18 protein-coding genes and 1 pseudogene are annotated in these 16,425 nt (G+C 67.8%); 4 read left to right on the forward strand and 15 right to left on the reverse strand.

Features of this window, described 5'->3' with window-relative positions; translation table 11 throughout:
* Window positions 1–35: 35 nt before the first annotated feature.
* Window positions 36–194, reverse strand: a complete 159-nt coding sequence (locus AW272_RS41760) for a hypothetical protein (protein ID WP_157518284.1) — start codon at window positions 192–194, stop codon at window positions 36–38.
* A 230-nt stretch (window positions 195–424) separates the two neighbouring features.
* On the opposite strand from AW272_RS41760, the gene deoC reads away from it, so the two are divergent.
* From deoC to AW272_RS04210, 3 genes are read left to right on the forward strand one after another with little or no spacing between them, the layout of a single operon-like run.
* A complete protein-coding gene (gene deoC, locus AW272_RS04200; RefSeq protein ID WP_439649133.1) occupies window positions 425–1,345 on the forward strand; it encodes a deoxyribose-phosphate aldolase in 921 nt (306 codons plus the stop codon).
* 1 nt (window position 1,346) lies between these two features.
* A complete protein-coding gene (locus AW272_RS04205) occupies window positions 1,347–2,774 on the forward strand; it encodes an aldehyde dehydrogenase family protein (protein WP_218010776.1) in 1,428 nt (475 codons plus the stop codon).
* The gene (locus AW272_RS04210) at window positions 2,771–3,634 is read left to right on the forward strand and encodes an aldehyde dehydrogenase family protein (protein WP_066361094.1); all 864 of its coding nucleotides are present in this window, start codon (window positions 2,771–2,773) and stop codon (window positions 3,632–3,634) included. The genes AW272_RS04205 and AW272_RS04210 overlap by 4 nt, the downstream gene beginning before the upstream one ends.
* Window positions 3,635–3,638: 4 nt before the next feature.
* Here AW272_RS04210 and AW272_RS04215 read toward each other — a convergent pair whose 3' ends face one another.
* The 14 genes and pseudogenes from AW272_RS04215 to AW272_RS04280 form a co-directional block, all read right to left on the reverse strand.
* On the reverse strand, window positions 3,639–4,172 hold the full coding sequence (locus AW272_RS04215; RefSeq protein WP_066361095.1) for a PIN domain-containing protein: 534 nt from the start codon (window positions 4,170–4,172) through the stop codon (window positions 3,639–3,641).
* Entirely contained in the window at window positions 4,169–5,257 is a 1,089-nt protein-coding gene (locus tag AW272_RS04220) for a helix-turn-helix domain-containing protein (protein WP_066361235.1), read from the reverse strand. Before AW272_RS04220 ends, AW272_RS04215 begins: the two co-directional genes overlap by 4 nt.
* A gap of 85 nt (window positions 5,258–5,342) precedes the next feature.
* Complete coding sequence (locus tag AW272_RS04225; protein ID WP_066361237.1) at window positions 5,343–6,653, reverse strand: amidase; 1,311 nt, start codon at window positions 6,651–6,653, stop codon at window positions 5,343–5,345.
* A gap of 69 nt (window positions 6,654–6,722) precedes the next feature.
* Window positions 6,723–6,893, reverse strand: a pseudogene (locus AW272_RS04230) (type II toxin-antitoxin system antitoxin); the annotation flags it as partial.
* Window positions 6,886–7,737 (reverse strand): SPFH domain-containing protein, encoded by an 852-nt coding sequence (locus tag AW272_RS04235; RefSeq protein WP_066361097.1) that lies wholly within the window; start codon window positions 7,735–7,737, stop codon window positions 6,886–6,888. The pseudogene AW272_RS04230 and the gene AW272_RS04235, both read right to left, overlap by 8 nt.
* A 31-nt stretch (window positions 7,738–7,768) precedes the next feature.
* Entirely contained in the window at window positions 7,769–8,062 is a 294-nt protein-coding gene (locus AW272_RS04240; RefSeq protein ID WP_066361098.1) for a hypothetical protein, read from the reverse strand.
* A 63-nt stretch (window positions 8,063–8,125) separates the two neighbouring features.
* Entirely contained in the window at window positions 8,126–8,908 is a 783-nt protein-coding gene (locus tag AW272_RS04245; protein WP_066361099.1) for an SCO4651 family lipoprotein, read from the reverse strand.
* A 265-nt stretch (window positions 8,909–9,173) separates the two neighbouring features.
* Window positions 9,174–11,609 (reverse strand): ATP-dependent helicase HrpB, encoded by a 2,436-nt coding sequence (hrpB, locus tag AW272_RS04250; RefSeq protein WP_245657182.1) that lies wholly within the window; start codon window positions 11,607–11,609, stop codon window positions 9,174–9,176.
* 10 nt (window positions 11,610–11,619) lie between these two features.
* Complete coding sequence (gene rho, locus AW272_RS04255) at window positions 11,620–12,681, reverse strand: transcription termination factor Rho (protein WP_083957932.1); 1,062 nt, start codon at window positions 12,679–12,681, stop codon at window positions 11,620–11,622.
* A 227-nt stretch (window positions 12,682–12,908) separates the two neighbouring features.
* Window positions 12,909–13,316, reverse strand: coding sequence for an NUDIX hydrolase (locus AW272_RS04260; RefSeq protein ID WP_066361102.1), 408 nt, complete (start codon window positions 13,314–13,316; stop codon window positions 12,909–12,911).
* A gap of 2 nt (window positions 13,317–13,318) precedes the next feature.
* Window positions 13,319–13,618: a helix-turn-helix domain-containing protein gene (locus tag AW272_RS04265; RefSeq protein WP_066361103.1), complete on the reverse strand. Its 300-nt coding sequence runs from the start codon at window positions 13,616–13,618 to the stop codon at window positions 13,319–13,321.
* Window positions 13,618–13,968 carry a type II toxin-antitoxin system RelE/ParE family toxin gene (locus AW272_RS04270; protein ID WP_066361104.1) on the reverse strand — a complete coding sequence of 117 codons (351 nt, stop codon included), beginning with the start codon at window positions 13,966–13,968 and terminating at the stop codon, window positions 13,618–13,620. The genes AW272_RS04265 and AW272_RS04270 overlap by 1 nt, the downstream gene beginning before the upstream one ends.
* Window positions 13,969–14,226: 258 nt before the next feature.
* Window positions 14,227–14,805, reverse strand: a complete 579-nt coding sequence (locus tag AW272_RS04275; RefSeq protein ID WP_218010777.1) for an LURP-one-related family protein — start codon at window positions 14,803–14,805, stop codon at window positions 14,227–14,229.
* 34 nt (window positions 14,806–14,839) lie between these two features.
* Window positions 14,840–15,430, reverse strand: coding sequence for a TetR/AcrR family transcriptional regulator (locus tag AW272_RS04280; RefSeq protein ID WP_066361105.1), 591 nt, complete (start codon window positions 15,428–15,430; stop codon window positions 14,840–14,842).
* Window positions 15,431–15,502: 72 nt separating this feature from the next.
* Between AW272_RS04280 and AW272_RS04285 the strand changes: the two genes are divergently transcribed.
* Complete coding sequence (locus tag AW272_RS04285) at window positions 15,503–16,423, forward strand: hypothetical protein (protein WP_066361106.1); 921 nt, start codon at window positions 15,503–15,505, stop codon at window positions 16,421–16,423.
* Window positions 16,424–16,425 lie beyond the last annotated feature (2 nt).

A 16,425-nucleotide genomic window follows, 5' to 3' on the forward strand; every position in this document is an offset into this window, starting at 1 on the left:
GGGAGGGAGGTTCCGGCCCGGCATCTGGACGCGCTTCACAGGGCCCGGAACTTGCCGAGGCTGGCACGGAGGCGGTGATGCCCGCCCCGCTCGCGCGCCTTCTCCGCTTCCCTGACGCGGCGGTAGCTGGTCGCCTCGTCGTGCAGCTCGGCTACCCGGTTGAGGATGATCTGGTAGTGCAGTTCGGGGGTCATCTGACCGTCTCCTTGTTTCGTGTACGTCTTCCTTGCTGTCTCTAGGTTCGGTCTAAGACACCCCCCGGGGCATCGGGCGGATGCCCTATCTCGTAGGGGTTGTGTGCGTATTCGTACCTAAGACCCTGCTTAGGCCAGTTGTGAGATGTGCCAAAAACGAAGGCGCAGTGTCGTGAGCACCCGGTTTGGCGGTATTCCCCAAGGTCGGCGATGCTGGGGAGGTGTCAACTGTGACTGCCTCGACGAATGCCTCGCTGCGGGCCTTCCTGCACGGTCTGCCCGGTGTCGACCGGGTCGGAGCCGATGCCAGGGCCGCGATGCTGGGCACCCGATCGATCAAGACGTCCGCCAAACGCCAGGCCATCGACATGGCCATCTCCATGGTCGACCTCACGACCCTGGAAGGCGCCGACACCCGGGGCAAGGTCCGGGCGATGTGCGCGAAGGCCGTCCACCCCGACCCGACCGACGCCACGGTCCCCTCGGTCGCGGCCGTGTGTGTCTATCCCGATCTGGTGGCCGAGGCGCGTGACGTCGTCGGTTCATCGGGGGTGAAGGTGGCCTCCGTCGCCACCGCGTTCCCCAGCGGGCGCTCGACGCTCGAGGTGAAGGTCTCCGACACGGCGTTCGCCGTCGCGGCCGGGGCCGACGAGATCGACATGGTCATCGACCGGGGCGCGTTCCTGTCCGGTGACTACCTGAAGGTCTTCGAGGAGATCCAGGCCATCAAGGCGGCCTGCGGCGAAGCCCATCTCAAGGTCATCCTGGAGACCGGCGAGCTGGCCACCTACGACAACGTGCGCCGCGCCTCGTGGCTGGCCATGCTGGCCGGGGGAGACTTCATCAAGACGTCCACCGGCAAGATCCAGCCCGCCGCCACGCTGCCGGTGACGCTGGTCATGCTCGAGGCGGTGCGCGACTTCCTGGCCCTCGAAGGGCGCAAGGTGGGCGTGAAGCCGGCCGGCGGGATCAAGACGACCAAAGACGCGATCAAGATGCTCGTGCTGGTCAACGAGACCGCGGGGCCCGACTGGCTCGACCCCGACTGGTTCCGGCTCGGCGCGTCGTCGGTACTCAACGACCTGCTGATGCAGCGCCAGAAGCTCACCACCGGCCGTTACGCCGGCCCCGACTACTTCACCCTGGACTGAGATGATCTTCGAGTACGCACCGGCGCCCGAGTCGCGCGATGTCGTCGACATCAAACCGTCGTACGGGCTGTTCATCAATGGCGAGTTCGTGGACGGGTCGGGGACCCCCTTCAAGACCATCAACCCCGCCTCCGAGGAGACGCTGGCCGAGATCGCGACCGCGACCGAGGCCGACGTCGACCGGGCCGTGCAGGCCGCCCGGAAGGCCTTCGGCGTCTGGTCGTCGCTGCCCGGCTCCGAGCGGGCCAAGTATCTGTTCCGGATCGCCCGCATCATCCAGGAGCGGGCCCGCGAACTGGCCGTGCTCGAGTCGATCGACAACGGCAAGCCGATCCGCGAGTCGCGCGACGTCGACCTGCCCCTGGTCGCCGCCCACTTCTTCTACTACGCCGGATGGGCCGACAAGCTCGAATACGCCGGTTACGGCACCACCCCGCTCGGGGTGGCCGGGCAGGTCATCCCGTGGAACTTCCCGCTGCTGATGCTGGCCTGGAAGATCGCGCCCGCGCTGGCCTGCGGCAACACCGTCGTGCTGAAGCCCGCCGAGACCACCCCGCTGACCGCGCTGCTGTTCGCCGAGATCTGCCAGCAGGCCGACCTGCCGCCGGGCGTGGTCAACATCGTGACAGGTGCGGGCGAGACCGGCGCGGCCGTCGTCGGCCACCCCGAGGTCGACAAGGTCGCCTTCACCGGGTCGACCGAGGTCGGACGGCTGATCGCGAAGTCGGTCGCCGGCACGAACAAGAAGGTGACCCTCGAACTCGGCGGCAAGGCCGCCAACATCGTCTTCGACGACGCGGCCCTCGACCAGGCCGTCGAGGGCATCGTGACCGGCATCTTCTTCAACCAGGGGCACGTCTGCTGTGCCGGGTCCCGGCTGCTGGTCCAGGAATCGATCGCCGAGGAGCTGATGTCGTCTCTGAAGCGGCGGCTGTCCACGCTGCGGCTCGGCGACCCGCTCGACAAGAACACCGACATCGGCGCGATCAACTCGGCCGCCCAGCTGGCCAAGATCCGCGAGCTGTCCTCGGCTGGGGAGAGCGAGGGGGCCGAGCGCTGGTCGCCCGCCTGCGCGCTGCCCGACAAGGGTTTCTGGTTCCCGCCGACCGTGTTCACCGGGGTGTCCCAGTCACACCGGATCGCGCGCGAGGAGATCTTCGGCCCGGTCCTGTCGGTCCTCACCTTCCGCACTCCGGCCGAGGCCGTCGAGAAGGCCAACAACACGCCCTACGGGCTGTCGGCCGGTGTCTGGACGGAGAAGGCCTCCCGGATGCTGTGGATGGCGTCCAAGCTGCGGGCCGGGGTCGTCTGGTCCAACACGTTCAACAAGTTCGATCCCACCTCGCCGTTCGGTGGGTTCAAGGAGTCCGGGTACGGGCGTGAGGGCGGTCGCCACGGGCTCGAGGCGTACCTGAAGGAGATCTCGTGAGCGAGCGGCTGTCGGTGCGGAAGACGTACAAGCTGTACATCGGCGGTGCGTTCCCTCGGTCGGAGAGCGGGAGGTCCTACGCCGTGACCGGTGCCAAGGGCGAGTTCCTGGCCAACGCGTCCAAGGCGTCCCGCAAGGACCTCCGGGAGGCCGTCGTCGCCGCTCGGAAGGCCTTCCCGGGGTGGTCTTCGGCCACCGCCTACAACCGGGGGCAGATCCTCTACCGGATCGCCGAGATGCTGGAGGGGCGGCGGGCGCAGTTCGTGTCCGAGGTCGCCGAGGCCGACGGGGTGTCCGGGAAGAAGGCCGGCGAGCTCGTCGACGCGGCCGTCGACCGGCTGGTCTGGTACGCCGGGTGGTCCGACAAGATCACGTCGCTGCGGGGGTCGTCGAATCCTGTCTCCGGGCCCTATTTCAACCTGTCGACGCCTGAGCCGACCGGGGTGGTCGGGATCGTGGCTCCGCCGATGGGTCCGCTGTTCGGGCTCGTCTCGGTGATCGCACCGGTGATCGTGACGGGGAACACCTGCGTGGTGATCGCCTCCGAGCGGGCGCCGCTGCCGTCGATCACGCTGGCCGAGGTGCTGGCCACCTCCGACCTGCCGGGTGGGGTGGTGAACATCCTGACGGGGTCCGCCGCCGAGATGGCGCCCTGGATGGCGGGGCACATGGACGTCAACGGGCTCGATCTCACCGGGGCGGACGCGGAGCTGGCGCAGAAGTGCGAGGAGCTGGCGGCGGAGAACCTGAAGCGGGTGCTGCGGCCTAATGGGAAGACGGATTGGGCGGCGAACCCGGGAACGGGGCGGATGACGGCGTTCCTGGAGACCAAGACGGTCTGGCACCCGATCGGGATCTGAACGGCTAGAAGAGGCCGTGCCGCCTGGCGAACACTCCGAAGGCCGAGCCCGAACACGGCTGGCGCATTCCTGTGGCGATCAACGCGTCGAGGATGTTGTCGGCCGAGACTTCGGTCAGTTTGCCTTGGCGGCACGCCCGACCGAGCAGCCAGAGGGTTCCGTGAACCTCAAGGCCATACGCGCCGGCCACGGTTCTCGCCTCCCGGTCGTCGGTGATGGCGATTCCGGCTTCGAGTTCTGCTGCGGTGAACACACTGGCTTCCCCGCGGTCTCGTCGTGCGGAGCCGATTCTCCGCATCCAGGTGGCGAGCCCGAGAATCTCCCGCATGGATGACAGATCCGATACGCCGAGCCATTCGGCGTCAAGCGCGTGCTGTACTTCCGGATTCGTGGGCAGTGCCTTTCGGATTTCGTCGCGCACGATGTGGGTCGTCAGACACGTTTCTCCGGCGAGCAGATCGCTCAGCACATCGAATCGTTCGGCCAGACAGAAGTGAGTGAGGCACATGGTGTCGAAGACCAGGGGGCGACCGCTCACAGAACGGAATCTCCGTCGTCTCTGAGAGGCAGATCTTCTTCTGTCAGATGTCCCCGCATCATCTCTACGGCACGTGATGCCGTAACCAGTTGTCGCCGATATGCCTCCAGCACGGCATGGGCGTAACGAGGTGAAACCCGGATCGACTCCAGGTCCGGCTGTGGAGCCCAGCCGACGGCCTCAAGAAGTTCAGCACGCGTGGGGGTGCGCCTCCGGAGATTCGTCACTTGCTCTCTGTCGAGGAAACCCGCCTCCGTCGCCTGGCGAATGACAAGCGACCATGAGGCTCGATAGTGGGCTGCGACCTTCATCAGTCCTTCGCGGATCGAATCTCGGCTCATACCCTCATACGCCGCGATCGGCACCAGAAGCTCTGCGGCGAAGGCGTCGATGACTGTTTCCCGGTCGCTGCGGGACGCGCTGATACCGATGTCGGAGGAGTACTCATCGCCGATGATCAGATGGCCCAACTCGTGTGCGGCGGTGGCACGTCGGCGGCCAGGGTCGCCCTGCCGGCTGACCACCGCGGCGGCAACGTCGCCTTCGATCATCGACGCGCCGTCACCTGGAAGATCAACAACTGCGATGAGTTGCCCCATTTCCTCGCATACGGCGATGAGGGACTCGATAGGGCGCGCATTGAGTCCAAGCCGCTGCCTGACCCACCTCGCCGCTTCGCGGGCGTCTGAAGTTCTTTGGATGGGACTCGAATAATCGACAACCGGCGGAGGTGACAGCACTCCCAGATCGATGAGTTGCCGGATGTCCGCCGCCCAGGCGGTGAGTGCCACCTGCAGTCTGAAGGCGTTCCTGCCCGCGTCGGTCGCTGTGTCCTCGGTCAACTGGACTCGGCGAGATATGACCGCTGGCGGGGTGCTAACAAGGAAATCCAGCGGAATGTCCAGAACGTCAGACAGTCGCAACAGCTCCAGTGCGTCGACGCGCCGAACGCCTATTTCGATCTTGGCGATCATCGTCCGGTCGAGACTGAGGGCCCGTGCCAGATCTTCCTGTGAGAGGCCGGCGGCGACACGACATTCGCGCACACGTTCGCCGACGTCCGCCCACTGCTCCGGGTCTTTCATGGTGCGATAATCGCACGCGTTCTGCATAGCGGCTACCTGCTGTGTCAAACGAGTAGCCGTCAATCGTTCAACGCTTTGACCGCTGTCAAATGAGCGACGCGTGTCGAGCCCATGGCCGGGCGCGCTCCAGGTAGCCCGCCAGGCTGAGCAGCATGCCTTCGCCATCCGGTGGGGCGATCAACTGGATGCCGATCGGCAGGCCTGAGCTGTGGCGGCCGAACGGCAGGGTCATCGCGGGCCAGCCCGCCATGTTCCACGCCCCCGTCAGCGGCGCGTAGGTGATGTTGGTGTAGGCGTTGCGGGCCATGCCCTTCGACGCCCAGCCGTCCGGGGAGGGCGGCAGGTGGGCGATGGTCGGGGTGATGAGCACGTCGGCGTCGCCGAACCAGAGGTCGGCGCCGTTGGCCCGCCAGTCGTCGCGGCCCCGGGTACCGTCTCGCCGGATCTTCTGGAGCAGCCGTCCGGTGCGGGCCATCGAGCGGGTTCGTCCTTCGAGTCTGCGCTGGTCGAGGTCGCCTGCGTCGGCGGCGGCGCAGGAGTACCAGGCGGCGATGGTCGACCAGCCGAGCGACATCGGGAACCTGCGGCCGTGGTCGACGACCGTGTGGCCCGCTTCGCGCAGCGTCGCGCCGGCCGCTCGGACGGCCTCCTGGAACTCCGCGTCCACCGAGAAGCCTGGCGGGAGCGGGTTGGGGGCGACGGCGATGCGGAGGTCTTCGGCCTCGGGGAGGATCGGCGTTCCCGTCATCACGGTCAGGGCCAGGATCGTGTCGTTGACGCTGGTGGACAGGGGGCCGTTCTCGGCCATCGCGAACCAGTCGTGCGGCGGGGGCTCCAGCATGCCGTGGCCGGGTTTGAGGGCGACCACGCCGCAGCACGCCGCCGGGATCCGTAACGACCCGAGCCCGTCGTTCCCCAACGCCAGGGGGACCATTCCGGAGGCCACCGCTGCCGCGCTGCCGCCCGAGGATCCGCCTGCCGTCCGGTCGGGGTTCCAGGGGTTGCGGGTCTCGGAGAAGGCGTACAGACAGAGTTCGGGGACCTTCGTCAGGCCGATCACGATCGCGCCCGCCGCGCGGAGCCGGGCGACCACGGGGTGGTCCGTCAGGGCGGCGGAAGCCGGAGAAGCCAGGGAGCCGTTGGTGGCGGTATGTCCTGCCACGGCCACGTTGTCCTTGATCGCCACGGGCACTCCCGCCAGCGGCAGGTCGGGGCGGTGTCCCAATGCCTTCGCCTCGGCCATCGCCGAGTCGGCCAGGACCGTCCTGAAGGCTCCGATGGCCCCGTCACGTGCGGCGACGGCTTCCAGGTGGTCGGCCACGACCTGCTCCGCTGTCGCCTCGCCGGCGCGCACGGCGTCGGCTATCTCCACGGCGGTACGTCCGGCCCACGACATGTCCAGAGTCTGGACCGGACACACCTGCCATTTGAAGGCTCGTAACCAAGACGATGCCTAGTCGGACCTTTTCGGCGCCCGTCCCGCCTGAGCCAGCGCCATTCTCAGCGCGAATTCGATCTGCGCGTTGACGCTGCGGAGGTCGTCGGCCGCCCACTTGGCCAGAGCTTCGTGGACGGCCGGATCGAGCCGCAGCAGGAGCTTCTTGGGCTCCTTTTTGGCGGGACGTTCGTCAGGCATACAGGCTGCCGGCGTTGACCACCGGCTGGACCGCCCGATCGCCGCACAGCACGACCAGGAGGTTGGAGACCATCGCGGCGCGGCGTTCCTCGTCGAGTTCGACGACGTTCTCCTCGCTGAGACGGTCGAGGGCGAGCTGGACCATGCCGACCGCGCCTTCGACGATCTGCCGCCTCGCGGCGACGACCTGGGCGGCCTGCTGGCGGACCAGCATGGCCTGGGCGATCTCGGGGGCGTAGGCCAGGTGGGTGATGCGGGCCTCCAGCAGCTCGATGCCGGCCAGTTCGGTGCGCTCGCGGAGTTCGGTGGTGAGCTCCTCGGCGACCGTCGCGCCGTCACGGAGGCTGGTGCGCTCCTCGACGTGGGAGTCGTAGGGATGCGTCGTCGCCAGGTGCCGCACGGCGGCCTCCGACTGGATGGCGACGAAGTTCTCGTAGTCGTCCACCGAGAACGACGCCTTGGCGGTGTCGACGACCCGGTAGACGACGACGGCGCCGATCTCGACGGGGTTGCCGTCGGCGTCGTTGACCTTGAGCTTGGCGGTCTCGAAGTTCCGAACCCGGAGGCTGATGCGGTTCTTGTCGGTGAACGGGACCGTCCAGGTGAAGCCGGCGGCCTTGACGGTGCCGATGTAGCGGCCGAAGAACTGCACGACTTTGGCCTCGTTGGGGTTCACGATCGCGAAGCCGGACGCCGCCAGGCCCACGATCACCACCGCCACGACCAGGCTCACGATGAAGAACGCCTCGTCCCGGGTCAGGCCGAACAGCACCAGCGCCGCCGTGACGACGATCAGCGCGAGCAGGATGACGAACCCGTTCATCCTGAAGGCCTCTCGTTCCATGCGCTTTCTCCTGACTATCGAAGTGATATCACTAAGATAGCTCATCAGTATCGTCCAGGGTCAAGAGTTCGGCCACGACCACTCTGTAGTGGTATTTCTCGGTCGCCCCTTTGATCGTGGTCAGGTACTCGTCGTCGCTGATGCGGTAGACGCTGCGGCTTCCCAGGTTCATCGGGTGATGCGGGACGTGCCGCACCGCGAGCTCGTACGCGATCGATCTGGCCTCCGGTCGCTCACCCTTGACCTGGTAGATGTCGGAGATGCGCCACTCCTTGTTGCGGGGGCCGCCGACGTTCTCCTCGATGAGGACTCTCCACTGGCTCATAGCTCGCGATCATGCCAAAACGCGCCCTCCCTGAGGGGAGGGCGCGTCTAGTTGGCTACCGGGCTACTCGCCCAGAAGGTTCTTCAGGGTCTGCGGGTCGACCTCCTTGACCTGGCCGGCCGGCGGCGTCTGCACGGTGACCGGCTTGTTGTAGTCCTTGACCGTCAGGTTCAGGTTGAACGGCTGGCCGCCTTCCGCGTTGCGGAACTGCTGCCGCTTGACCATGCCCGTGGAGTCGACCCAGGTGTCCACCCGGAGCGTCTTGGGCATGTTGGCGGGCGACGGCGACGGGATGGGCAGACCGGCGGCCTGCGCAGCCTCCTGCGTGTCGAGGGTGGAGCTGTAGTGGGTGACGGTCTGGCCGCCGACCTGCTCCTGCCCCTCGTTCTCGATGTCCTTGTACGCGCTCGAAATCTGCTTGATCGTCGCCGGGTCCTGGAGGCGGCCACTGGTGACCAGATCGGAGATCATCTTGCCGCGCTCGCCGGGCAGGTTGTTCAGCGGAACCTGCCACCACGTGTTGCCCTGGTTCGGGATCAGGCCGTCGCCGTTCACGTAGGCGGTGTCACCGCTGACGATGACCTGGGGCTGCGCGGAGTTGGGCTTGCCGTTGAGTGTGAGGGTGCTGACCTTGGCGGTCAGTACATTGGGCTTGTTCTGGCGGGCCCACGTGCCGCGCGCGTCGATTTTGCCGTTGGCGCTGAGGTGCATCGTGCCCGACGCGGTGTTGGCCTCGGCGCTCTTGGTCAGGGCGTCCTTAAGGGCCGCCGACGCTTCGGCGGTCGTCGTGGGGCTGGCAGAGGGGTTTTCCGAGCCCGAAGGGCTCTCAGTCGGCTCGGGACTCACCGCGGGTGCGGATGAGGGGACGTCCGGCACTGGTGTTGCCCATGCCGCCGTCGTCCCGACCCAGGCAGCGGCCGAGACCACTGCCGAGGCCGTGCCGAGAGCGGCGAGCCGAAGACGAGCGTGTCGCATGTGTCCCCCTGGTATGCGATTTGTGCTGTCCCCAGCACCGTAAGTGCACAAATGGGGTGAAAAGTAGTGGAATGTCCTTTAGGGGAATAACGCGGATGATCGCTTGACCGATGAGTGCCGGATCTTGACTGATCGTCTAGCGACGACGGGGATTGGTCCGGGACGTCGGCGGTGCGGACAGCGGATCCTCCGGCCAGGGATGCTTCGGATAACGCCCCCGCAGCTCGGCCCGGACCTGCCGATAGCCTTCCCGCCAGAACGACGCCAGATCCCCCGTGACGGCGACGGGTCTTCCCGCGGGTGAGAGCAGGTGGATGGTCACCGGGACGCCTGCCACGGCCGGGGTCCCCGTCCACCCGAAGAGCTCCTGCACCCTGGCCGCCAGCACCGGCCGGTCACCGCTGTAGTCGAGGCGGACCTGCGAACCGCTGGGGATCTCCAGTCGTTCCGGGACGACCTGGTCGATACGTACCGACCAAGGAATGAGCCCTCGGAGAGTGGTGGCGACATCGACGGCGGCCAGGTCGGCGCGGCGGCGGACCTTGGTCAGGTTGAGCGCCTCGACCAGCGCCTTCCCGACATCAGGCCACGGATCGCCGAGAGCCTTGTGGGCGAACTCCATCCGCTCCCGCAGCGCCCGGGCGGCCGGAGTCCAGTTCAGCAGCCCCAGACCCTCCTGCCGCAGCCCTTCTTTGACCGCCGCCGAGACGTCGACGTTCTTCAGGGCCTTGGACGACAACTCGATCGCCCCCAGCCTGCGCGTGCGCCGGGCCACCACATCGCCGTCGCGCCAGACGATCTCGTCTTCCTCGGTGATCGGCCCCGACATCAGCGCGATGCCCTCATCGATGACCGCGGCCTGCCGGATGCGCGCGGCCGCCCGCCCGGTGGCCCGATCGGCGACCGCGACCGCCAGCCACTCGGCCTCGGCGAGCCTGGACCCCTGCGAGACCTCGGCCCCCGTCCCGGAAGCCATGACGAACCCGGAACCGGGCCGCCGCCGCGCGACCCGTTCCGGGTAGGCGAGGGCGACCACGATCCCAGCGGCCTGGTCGTCGGTGTGCGCCTGCGTGGGGCTTCCCGAACTGGGACCTCGTGCGCTGGAGCTTCCCCGGCTCGGGCTTCCGGCGCGATCCGCCTGCCCTCGGGGCGCTTCCGGCGGAAGGGCCGCGGTCGCGTCACGCATCAGCCGGTCGGTCTCGCGCCGGATCTCCGGTGTCCGGGTGGCTCGCCAGACGGTGACGAGGTCGTCGGAGGCGTCCCGGGGGAGCTGGCCGGACAGGAGAGCAACGATCTCGGCGGCCCTGCGGGCGCCGGTCACCGGCGCGCCGTCCAGGAGCGCGCGGGCGAGGCGAGGATGGACGCCGATCCCGGCGATCCGCCGCCCCTGCGGTGTCACCTTCTCGCCGTCGAGCGCACCGAGCAGCGTGAGGGTCTCCCGCGCCACCTTGAGAGCCCCGGCCGGAGGCTGGTCGAGCAGGGAGAGCCGGCCTGCGCCCCAGCACGCCGCCTGGAGGGCGAACGAGGTCAGGTCGGCCAGCGCGATCTCCGGCTGCGGATGGTCGGCCCGCCGCTCGGCCTCCTGCCAGCACCTGTAGACGACCCCCGGGCCTTCGCGGCCGGCCCGCCCCGCCCGCTGGGTGGCCGCCGCCTTCGACGCCGGGACGGTCACCAGGGACCCCAGCCCCCGGGCATGATCCATGCGGGGTTCGCGGGCCAGCCCGGAGTCGACCACGATTCGCACGCCAGGGACGGTCAGGCTCGACTCGGCGACGGACGTGGCCAGGATGACGCGGCGTTCCGCGCTGGGAGAGAGCACGGCGTCCTGGACCTGGGACGACGATCCGCCGTGCACCTGAAGGACGTTGAGATCGCCGAGCTGGCGCCCCACCGCGCCGAGTTCGCCCACGCCGGGCAGGAAACAGAGCACGTCGCCGTCACGCTCGTCGAAGGCCCGCCGGACCGTCGCGGCGACATGAGAGAGGAAGGCCCCGTCCACCCGGGGCCAGATCACCGCGGGTTTGGGCGGCGGCGCCCACACGACGTCGAGGGGATGCACCGCCCCGAGTGCCTCCACCACGGGCCCGTCGATCAGCGAAGCCCACCGGGGGGCGTCAGCGGTCGCCGACATGGCCAGAATGCGCAGGTCGGGGCGGAGCGCGGCGCGTACGTCCAGAAGAAAGGCCAGGGTCGTGTCGGCGTCGAGATGGCGTTCGTGGCACTCGTCGACGATGACCGCATCGACCCCTTCGAGTTCGGGGTCACGCTGGAGCCGCTGGAGCAGGACGCCGGTCGTCACGACCTCGATGCGGGTCTTCGCGGATACCTGGCGTTCGCCGCGGATGGTGTAGCCGACCGTTTCGCCGACCTTCTCGCCAAGGGACCAGGCCATCCGCCGCGCGGCGGCCCGGACGGCGATCCGCCGGGGCTCGGCCACCACGACCTTGCGTGGGGCCAGCGCGAGCGGGACGAGCGTGGTCTTGCCGCTGCCCGGAGGCGAGGTCAGCACGGCCGCGCCGGCGTCGTCGAGGGCGGCCAGCAGTCGCGGCAGGGCGTCGGTGACCGGGAGCACGCCCGTCAGCTTAGGCCGCTCGGGCGAGACCGAGGAGAAGCTCGGCGTTGGAGCCGGTGTCCTTCAGCTTGGACAGGAAGGGCTCGTAGCTCTCGTGCGTGTGCAGCGCCTTGCGGAGCCGCCAGACCAGCGGCAGCTCGGCGGCGTCGAAGAGGAGCTCCTCCCGGCGGGTGCCCGATCCGGTGACGTCGACGGCGGGGAAGACCCGCTTCTCGGACAGGGCGCGGCTGAGCCGCAGCTCCATGTTGCCGGTGCTCTTGAACTCTTCGAAGAGGTTGTCGTCCATCTTCGACCCGGTCTCGACCAGGGCCGTCGCGATGATCGTGAGCGAACCGCCTTCGCGCAGCTTCCGCGCCGCGCCCAGCACCCGCTTCGGCGGGTGGATGGCCCGCACGTCGATCCCGCCGCTGAGCGTCTTCCCGCCGCCGGGCAGAGTCATGTTGTACGCCCTCCCGACCCGGGTGATCGAGTCGATGAGCAGCACGACGTCGTGTTTCTGCTCGACGAGCCTCTTGGCCCGCTCGACGGCGAGCTCGATGACGGTGATGTGATCGGTCGGCGGCCGGTCGAAGGTCGAGGCGATGACCTCTCCCCGCACCGACTCCCGCATGTCCGTGACCTCTTCCGGCCTCTCGTCGATCAGGACGACCATGAGATGCACATCGGGATGGTTCGCGCTGATCGCATTGGCGATGGCCTTGAGAATCAGCGTCTTGCCGGCTTTGGGCGGGGCCACGATGAGCCCCCGCTGCCCCTTGCCGATAGGGGTCAGCAGGTCGATGACCCGGGTGGAGAGAACGGTCTTGTTCGTCTCCAGCCGGAGCCGTTCTTCCGGGTGGACGGGGGTGAGCTCCGCGAAGTGCGGCCGCTCGTCGGGCGGCCCGGCGTCGATGGAGACGAGCCTGCCGCCCTGGGCGGTGCCGTGGACGACGTCACCCTGCCGGAGCCCTTTGAGCAGCTCAGGCGGGACGACGACGTCGTTTGAAGATCGGAGGTAGCCGTCGACCCGCAGGTGACGGCCATCGAGGATGCCGCCCACATTGTGGGTACGGCGAAGAAGGGGGGTTGCCATGGAGAGCTCCTTGGGAGCACGGGAAGGCAGGCCACGAAGGCCCTGTGGGACGCCTTCGGCGAATCATGAAGTGAGGTTCGGGAACGTGTGCCGCTCAGCGGCCAGAAACACGCAATCCCGATGTCACCGTAACACGGCGAGGCCCGCCGGTGTTCCCCCGACTTTTGGCGGGACGTCGCGGCGCCACCGGATCGACACCGCGGACCGGCGAACCTCCGCCGACGTGCTCAGTCGGCCCTTCCGCGTGGATCCAGCCGACTGACCAGCAGCTTCACGTCTTCCGGCCGCAGATCGATCTCGGCCAGCCGGTCGATCGGGATCTCTTCGATGATGTACTCGCCGCGCGCCGGATCGGCGAACTCCGGACCTGTCCTGAGGGCCGGATCCCACGTGTCGATCCGGGCGAGGAAGAAGTACGCGCCCTCGGGATCGACGTGAAAGATCGAGTCGATGACGGCGGTCCCCCCGAGCTCCTCGCGGACCTCCCGCAGCAGCGCGTCCTCAAGGCCGGCGTCGTCAGGTTCGATGCCTCCACCGGGAAAGACCCAGTAGGGCGCGAGCCCCGGCCGCACCCGCTTGATCGTCAGCAGGTGCCCACTCGGGGTGAAGAGGACCGCCCGAACTCGCCCGGCCATCTTCAGGCGGCCGGGGCGCGTGGTGTCAGCCGGACTTCCACGTCGGCGTCGAGAGCCCGGGCCAGACGCTCAAGGACAGGAATCGTCGGGACCGTGCCGCCAGCCTCGAAACGGGCCACCGCCGACTGCGTCATCGCGGCCCTGGAAGCGAGGTCACTCTGGCTCCAGCCTCGTTCTTCTCGCATTGTTCGGACGGTCTTACCCAGCTCGTAGGCGATTCGTGTCGCCTCGTGAGCTTCCGCCGCGCCAGGCTCCGCCATCCGGCGATTCCGGAGCTCCTTCCAGTCAATCCGCTCGCTCATCAGATCTCCTCATCGTCGCGGTCCTGAGCTGCCTCGATATACAGCCTCAGCGCTCGGCGAGCACGCTCGACCTGCCGAGCCTCACGCATCCGCGTCTTGCGGAACACCGTGAGGAGCACGATCTGCCGCCCAGGCGCTATCCAGTAAGTGATGCGCATCTGGTCATTGTGTAGATAGAAGCGCAGCTCACGTAGCTTGCCATCGAGCTGCCGTGTGTAGGGCTCGCTGAGGAGCGGCCCTTGGTCCTCCAGCAGTTTGATGTAGAACTCCGCACGGGTGAACCCCGCTGTAGTCAGCCCTTCCAACCAATTGGAAACTTCCAGTTCCAGCTTGACGTTACCCCAAGTCATAGCGTTGATGCTATGGACATGTGTTCGGGAAAGGTGGGGGTGATTCAACAAATGGTGACGAATGTAATGCCCAAAGTAATGAGCGGGGCGGTTTGCGTGTTATGCCGCTCGGTCTGTTGGGTCGGCCTCTGTGTGCTCGACCCTGGCGGGATCCCCGGGTGCCGGCGAAACCGTTACGGAACGCAAACGATCAGCTACACTGGAGACATAGACCACCCGGTTCCCTTGTGGGCCGGGTTTTTTCTTGCCCGAAAGCGCCTACCGCGATTGCAGCGCGTCCAGCGCCACCGCCATCGCGATGACCAGGCGCCGGTCCAACCTCGGGTCGTTGATCTCGATCGCGTATCTGTCTCGCAGGCCCCACTTGCGGTCCACCGAGAACGCGATCGACGCGCCCACGCTGAAGTCGAAGTGGTAGGGCAGCCACTCCAGCGAGTCGGCGAAGCGCCGTAACAACGCCACCGACAGGCGGCGCTCGGTTCCCGTGTACGTCGGCAGTCCGGGCTGCTGCACGTGCCAGGTCGAGCGGAGTAACGACTTCCCGAAGTCCTTGCGGAACATTCCGATCGAGGTGCCGGAGGCGTCGACCACGTCGTAGCCGCTCGCCAGGTCGATGACCTTGCGCGCCTTGAAGGAGGCCAGGGCCTCCGCGCGGGATTCGTCGGTGTAGAAGGTCACCTGCTCTTTCAGAGTCAGGCGTTTCTGTTCGGCGAACGCGACCACCGGGCCCTCGGAGCCGTCGGGCTGCTCCGTGCTCACCACATAGCGGTTGACCATCGGGGTGATCTTCTGGCGAAGGATCAGCTTCGAGTGGGTTTGGAGGACCGTCGCGTCCACAAGAACCTCCGTTTTCAGGGCCTTTCCCACCCTATTACCCAAGATCCCCTGTCAGATAGCGCTGAACGGAAGGGCCTACGGAGATCACCAGTTCGTCGACGCTCATGGTCGTCAACGGCTCCAGCGCCAGGACGTAGCGGGCGAAGGCCAGACCCATCAGCTGGGCCGCGGCGAGGATCGCGCGGCGGTCGGGGTGGTCGCCGGGGAGGTTCTTCGCGATGGGTCCGGCCAGTTCGCCGGTCATGAAGTCGCGCATGATCTGGGCCGCCGCCGGCGTCGTGGCTATGGAGCTGACGATGGCGCGGATCCTCGGGCCGGTTTCCGGGCTCTCCCAGAGCTCCAGGTAGCGGCGCGTCAGGCGTACACCCAGATCCGAGGGATCGCCCGTCAGGGTGCTCGCGAGCTGCCGGACCGGCATGGCGCCGCGCAGGGCGGCGTCGAAGAGGCCGTCTTTGGAGCCGAAGAAGTGCATGACCAGGGCCGGGTCGACGTCGGCGGCGCGGGCGACGGCGCGGATGGTGGTGGCGGCGTAGCCGGACTCGGTGAAGGACGCGATGGCGGCCTCCAGGATCGCTTCTCTCGTCGGGGGTGTGCCGGTTCGGCGGCCGGTCTTGCTGTTCTCCATGAGGGCTATTCAACCACGTTGAATTCATCTATGTTGAACTCAACAGCGTTGAAGTCATCAGTAGGAGAAATCATGAAGAGGCTGATCCCGGCCGTGGTGCTGGCCACGCTCATCGGGATGTTCTTCGTCGGCTCGTTCGTGGGTGCGCTGCACTCGCCCGAGCCCCATGACGTGCCGGTCGGCGTCGTCGGGCCGCCCCAGGCCGCCGCGCAGATGGCGCAGAAGCTCGACGGCAAGTTCGAGATCACGAGCTACGCCGACGAGGCCGCCGCGCGGGGCGCGCTCGCCGATCGGGAGGTCGACGCGGTCGTGCTGCCGCAGCAGCAGAAGTTGCTGGTCGCCAGTGCCGCGAGCCGGTCGGCGGCCACGGTCGTCACCGCGGTGTTCACCGCCGCCTTCGCCGCCACCGGGCCGCTGGCCGTGGAGGACGTGCATCCGCTGCCGCCCGGTGACCAGGGCGGGATCGCCGGGATGTTCTTCGTGATCGGGCTGGTCATCCCCGGTATCGCCATCGGCGTGGCGGCCGGGAGGGAGAAGGCGCCGGCGGGCATCGGGGCCGTCGTGCTGGCCGGCGTCACCGTCGGGCTGGCCAACGCGTGGCTCGGGGACGTCGTGTTCGGGGCGCTGCCGGGCGCGTTCCTCGGGCTCGCGGGGATCTCCGCGGCGCTCGTGATCACGCTGGGGCTGGTCGTCTCGGGGCTGGTGCGGATCATCGGTCCGGCCGGCGCCGGGCTGGCCGCGCTGCTCTTCGTGTTGATCGGGGTGCCGGCCAGTGGCGGGCCGCTCGGGGCGCGGTTCATCCCCGAGTGGTACGCGGCGATCGGGAACGTTCTACCGGTCGGGCAGGGATCGGCCGCCATCAGGAACGTCGTCTTCTTCGACGGGGCAGCCCTTGGGGTGCCGCTGCTGGTGCTGGCGGGGTGGGCCGCGGTTGGCTTGACCCTGACCCTCTCAGCGATGTCTCAGGTCAAACGTGCATCATTCTTGGGGTGAGG

It is taken from the genome of Herbidospora mongoliensis (genome assembly GCF_001570545.1).
GTDB lineage: Bacteria > Actinomycetota > Actinomycetes > Streptosporangiales > Streptosporangiaceae > Herbidospora > Herbidospora mongoliensis.

Coding starts and splice junctions, on each gene's coding strand:
- AW272_RS04225 (WP_066361237.1), bottom strand. CDS start 6,653: ATGTCGTGGGCCGGACGTACCGCCGTGGAGATAGCCGACGCCGTGCGC.
- AW272_RS04240 (WP_066361098.1), bottom strand. CDS start 8,062: ATGAGCCAGTGGAGAGTCCTCATCGAGGAGAACGTCGGCGGCCCCCGC.
- AW272_RS04280 (WP_066361105.1), bottom strand. CDS start 15,430: ATGGAGAACAGCAAGACCGGCCGCCGAACCGGCACACCCCCGACGAGA.
- AW272_RS04265 (WP_066361103.1), bottom strand. CDS start 13,618: ATGAGCGAGCGGATTGACTGGAAGGAGCTCCGGAATCGCCGGATGGCG.
- AW272_RS41760 (WP_157518284.1), bottom strand. CDS start 194: ATGACCCCCGAACTGCACTACCAGATCATCCTCAACCGGGTAGCCGAG.
- AW272_RS04205 (WP_218010776.1), top strand. CDS start 1,347: ATGATCTTCGAGTACGCACCGGCGCCCGAGTCGCGCGATGTCGTCGAC.
- AW272_RS04260 (WP_066361102.1), bottom strand. CDS start 13,316: ATGGCCGGGCGAGTTCGGGCGGTCCTCTTCACCCCGAGTGGGCACCTG.
- AW272_RS04285 (WP_066361106.1), top strand. CDS start 15,503: ATGAAGAGGCTGATCCCGGCCGTGGTGCTGGCCACGCTCATCGGGATG.
- AW272_RS04220 (WP_066361235.1), bottom strand. CDS start 5,257: ATGAAAGACCCGGAGCAGTGGGCGGACGTCGGCGAACGTGTGCGCGAA.
- rho (WP_083957932.1), bottom strand. CDS start 12,681: ATGGCAACCCCCCTTCTTCGCCGTACCCACAATGTGGGCGGCATCCTC.
- AW272_RS04270 (WP_066361104.1), bottom strand. CDS start 13,968: ATGACTTGGGGTAACGTCAAGCTGGAACTGGAAGTTTCCAATTGGTTG.
- AW272_RS04235 (WP_066361097.1), bottom strand. CDS start 7,737: ATGGAACGAGAGGCCTTCAGGATGAACGGGTTCGTCATCCTGCTCGCG.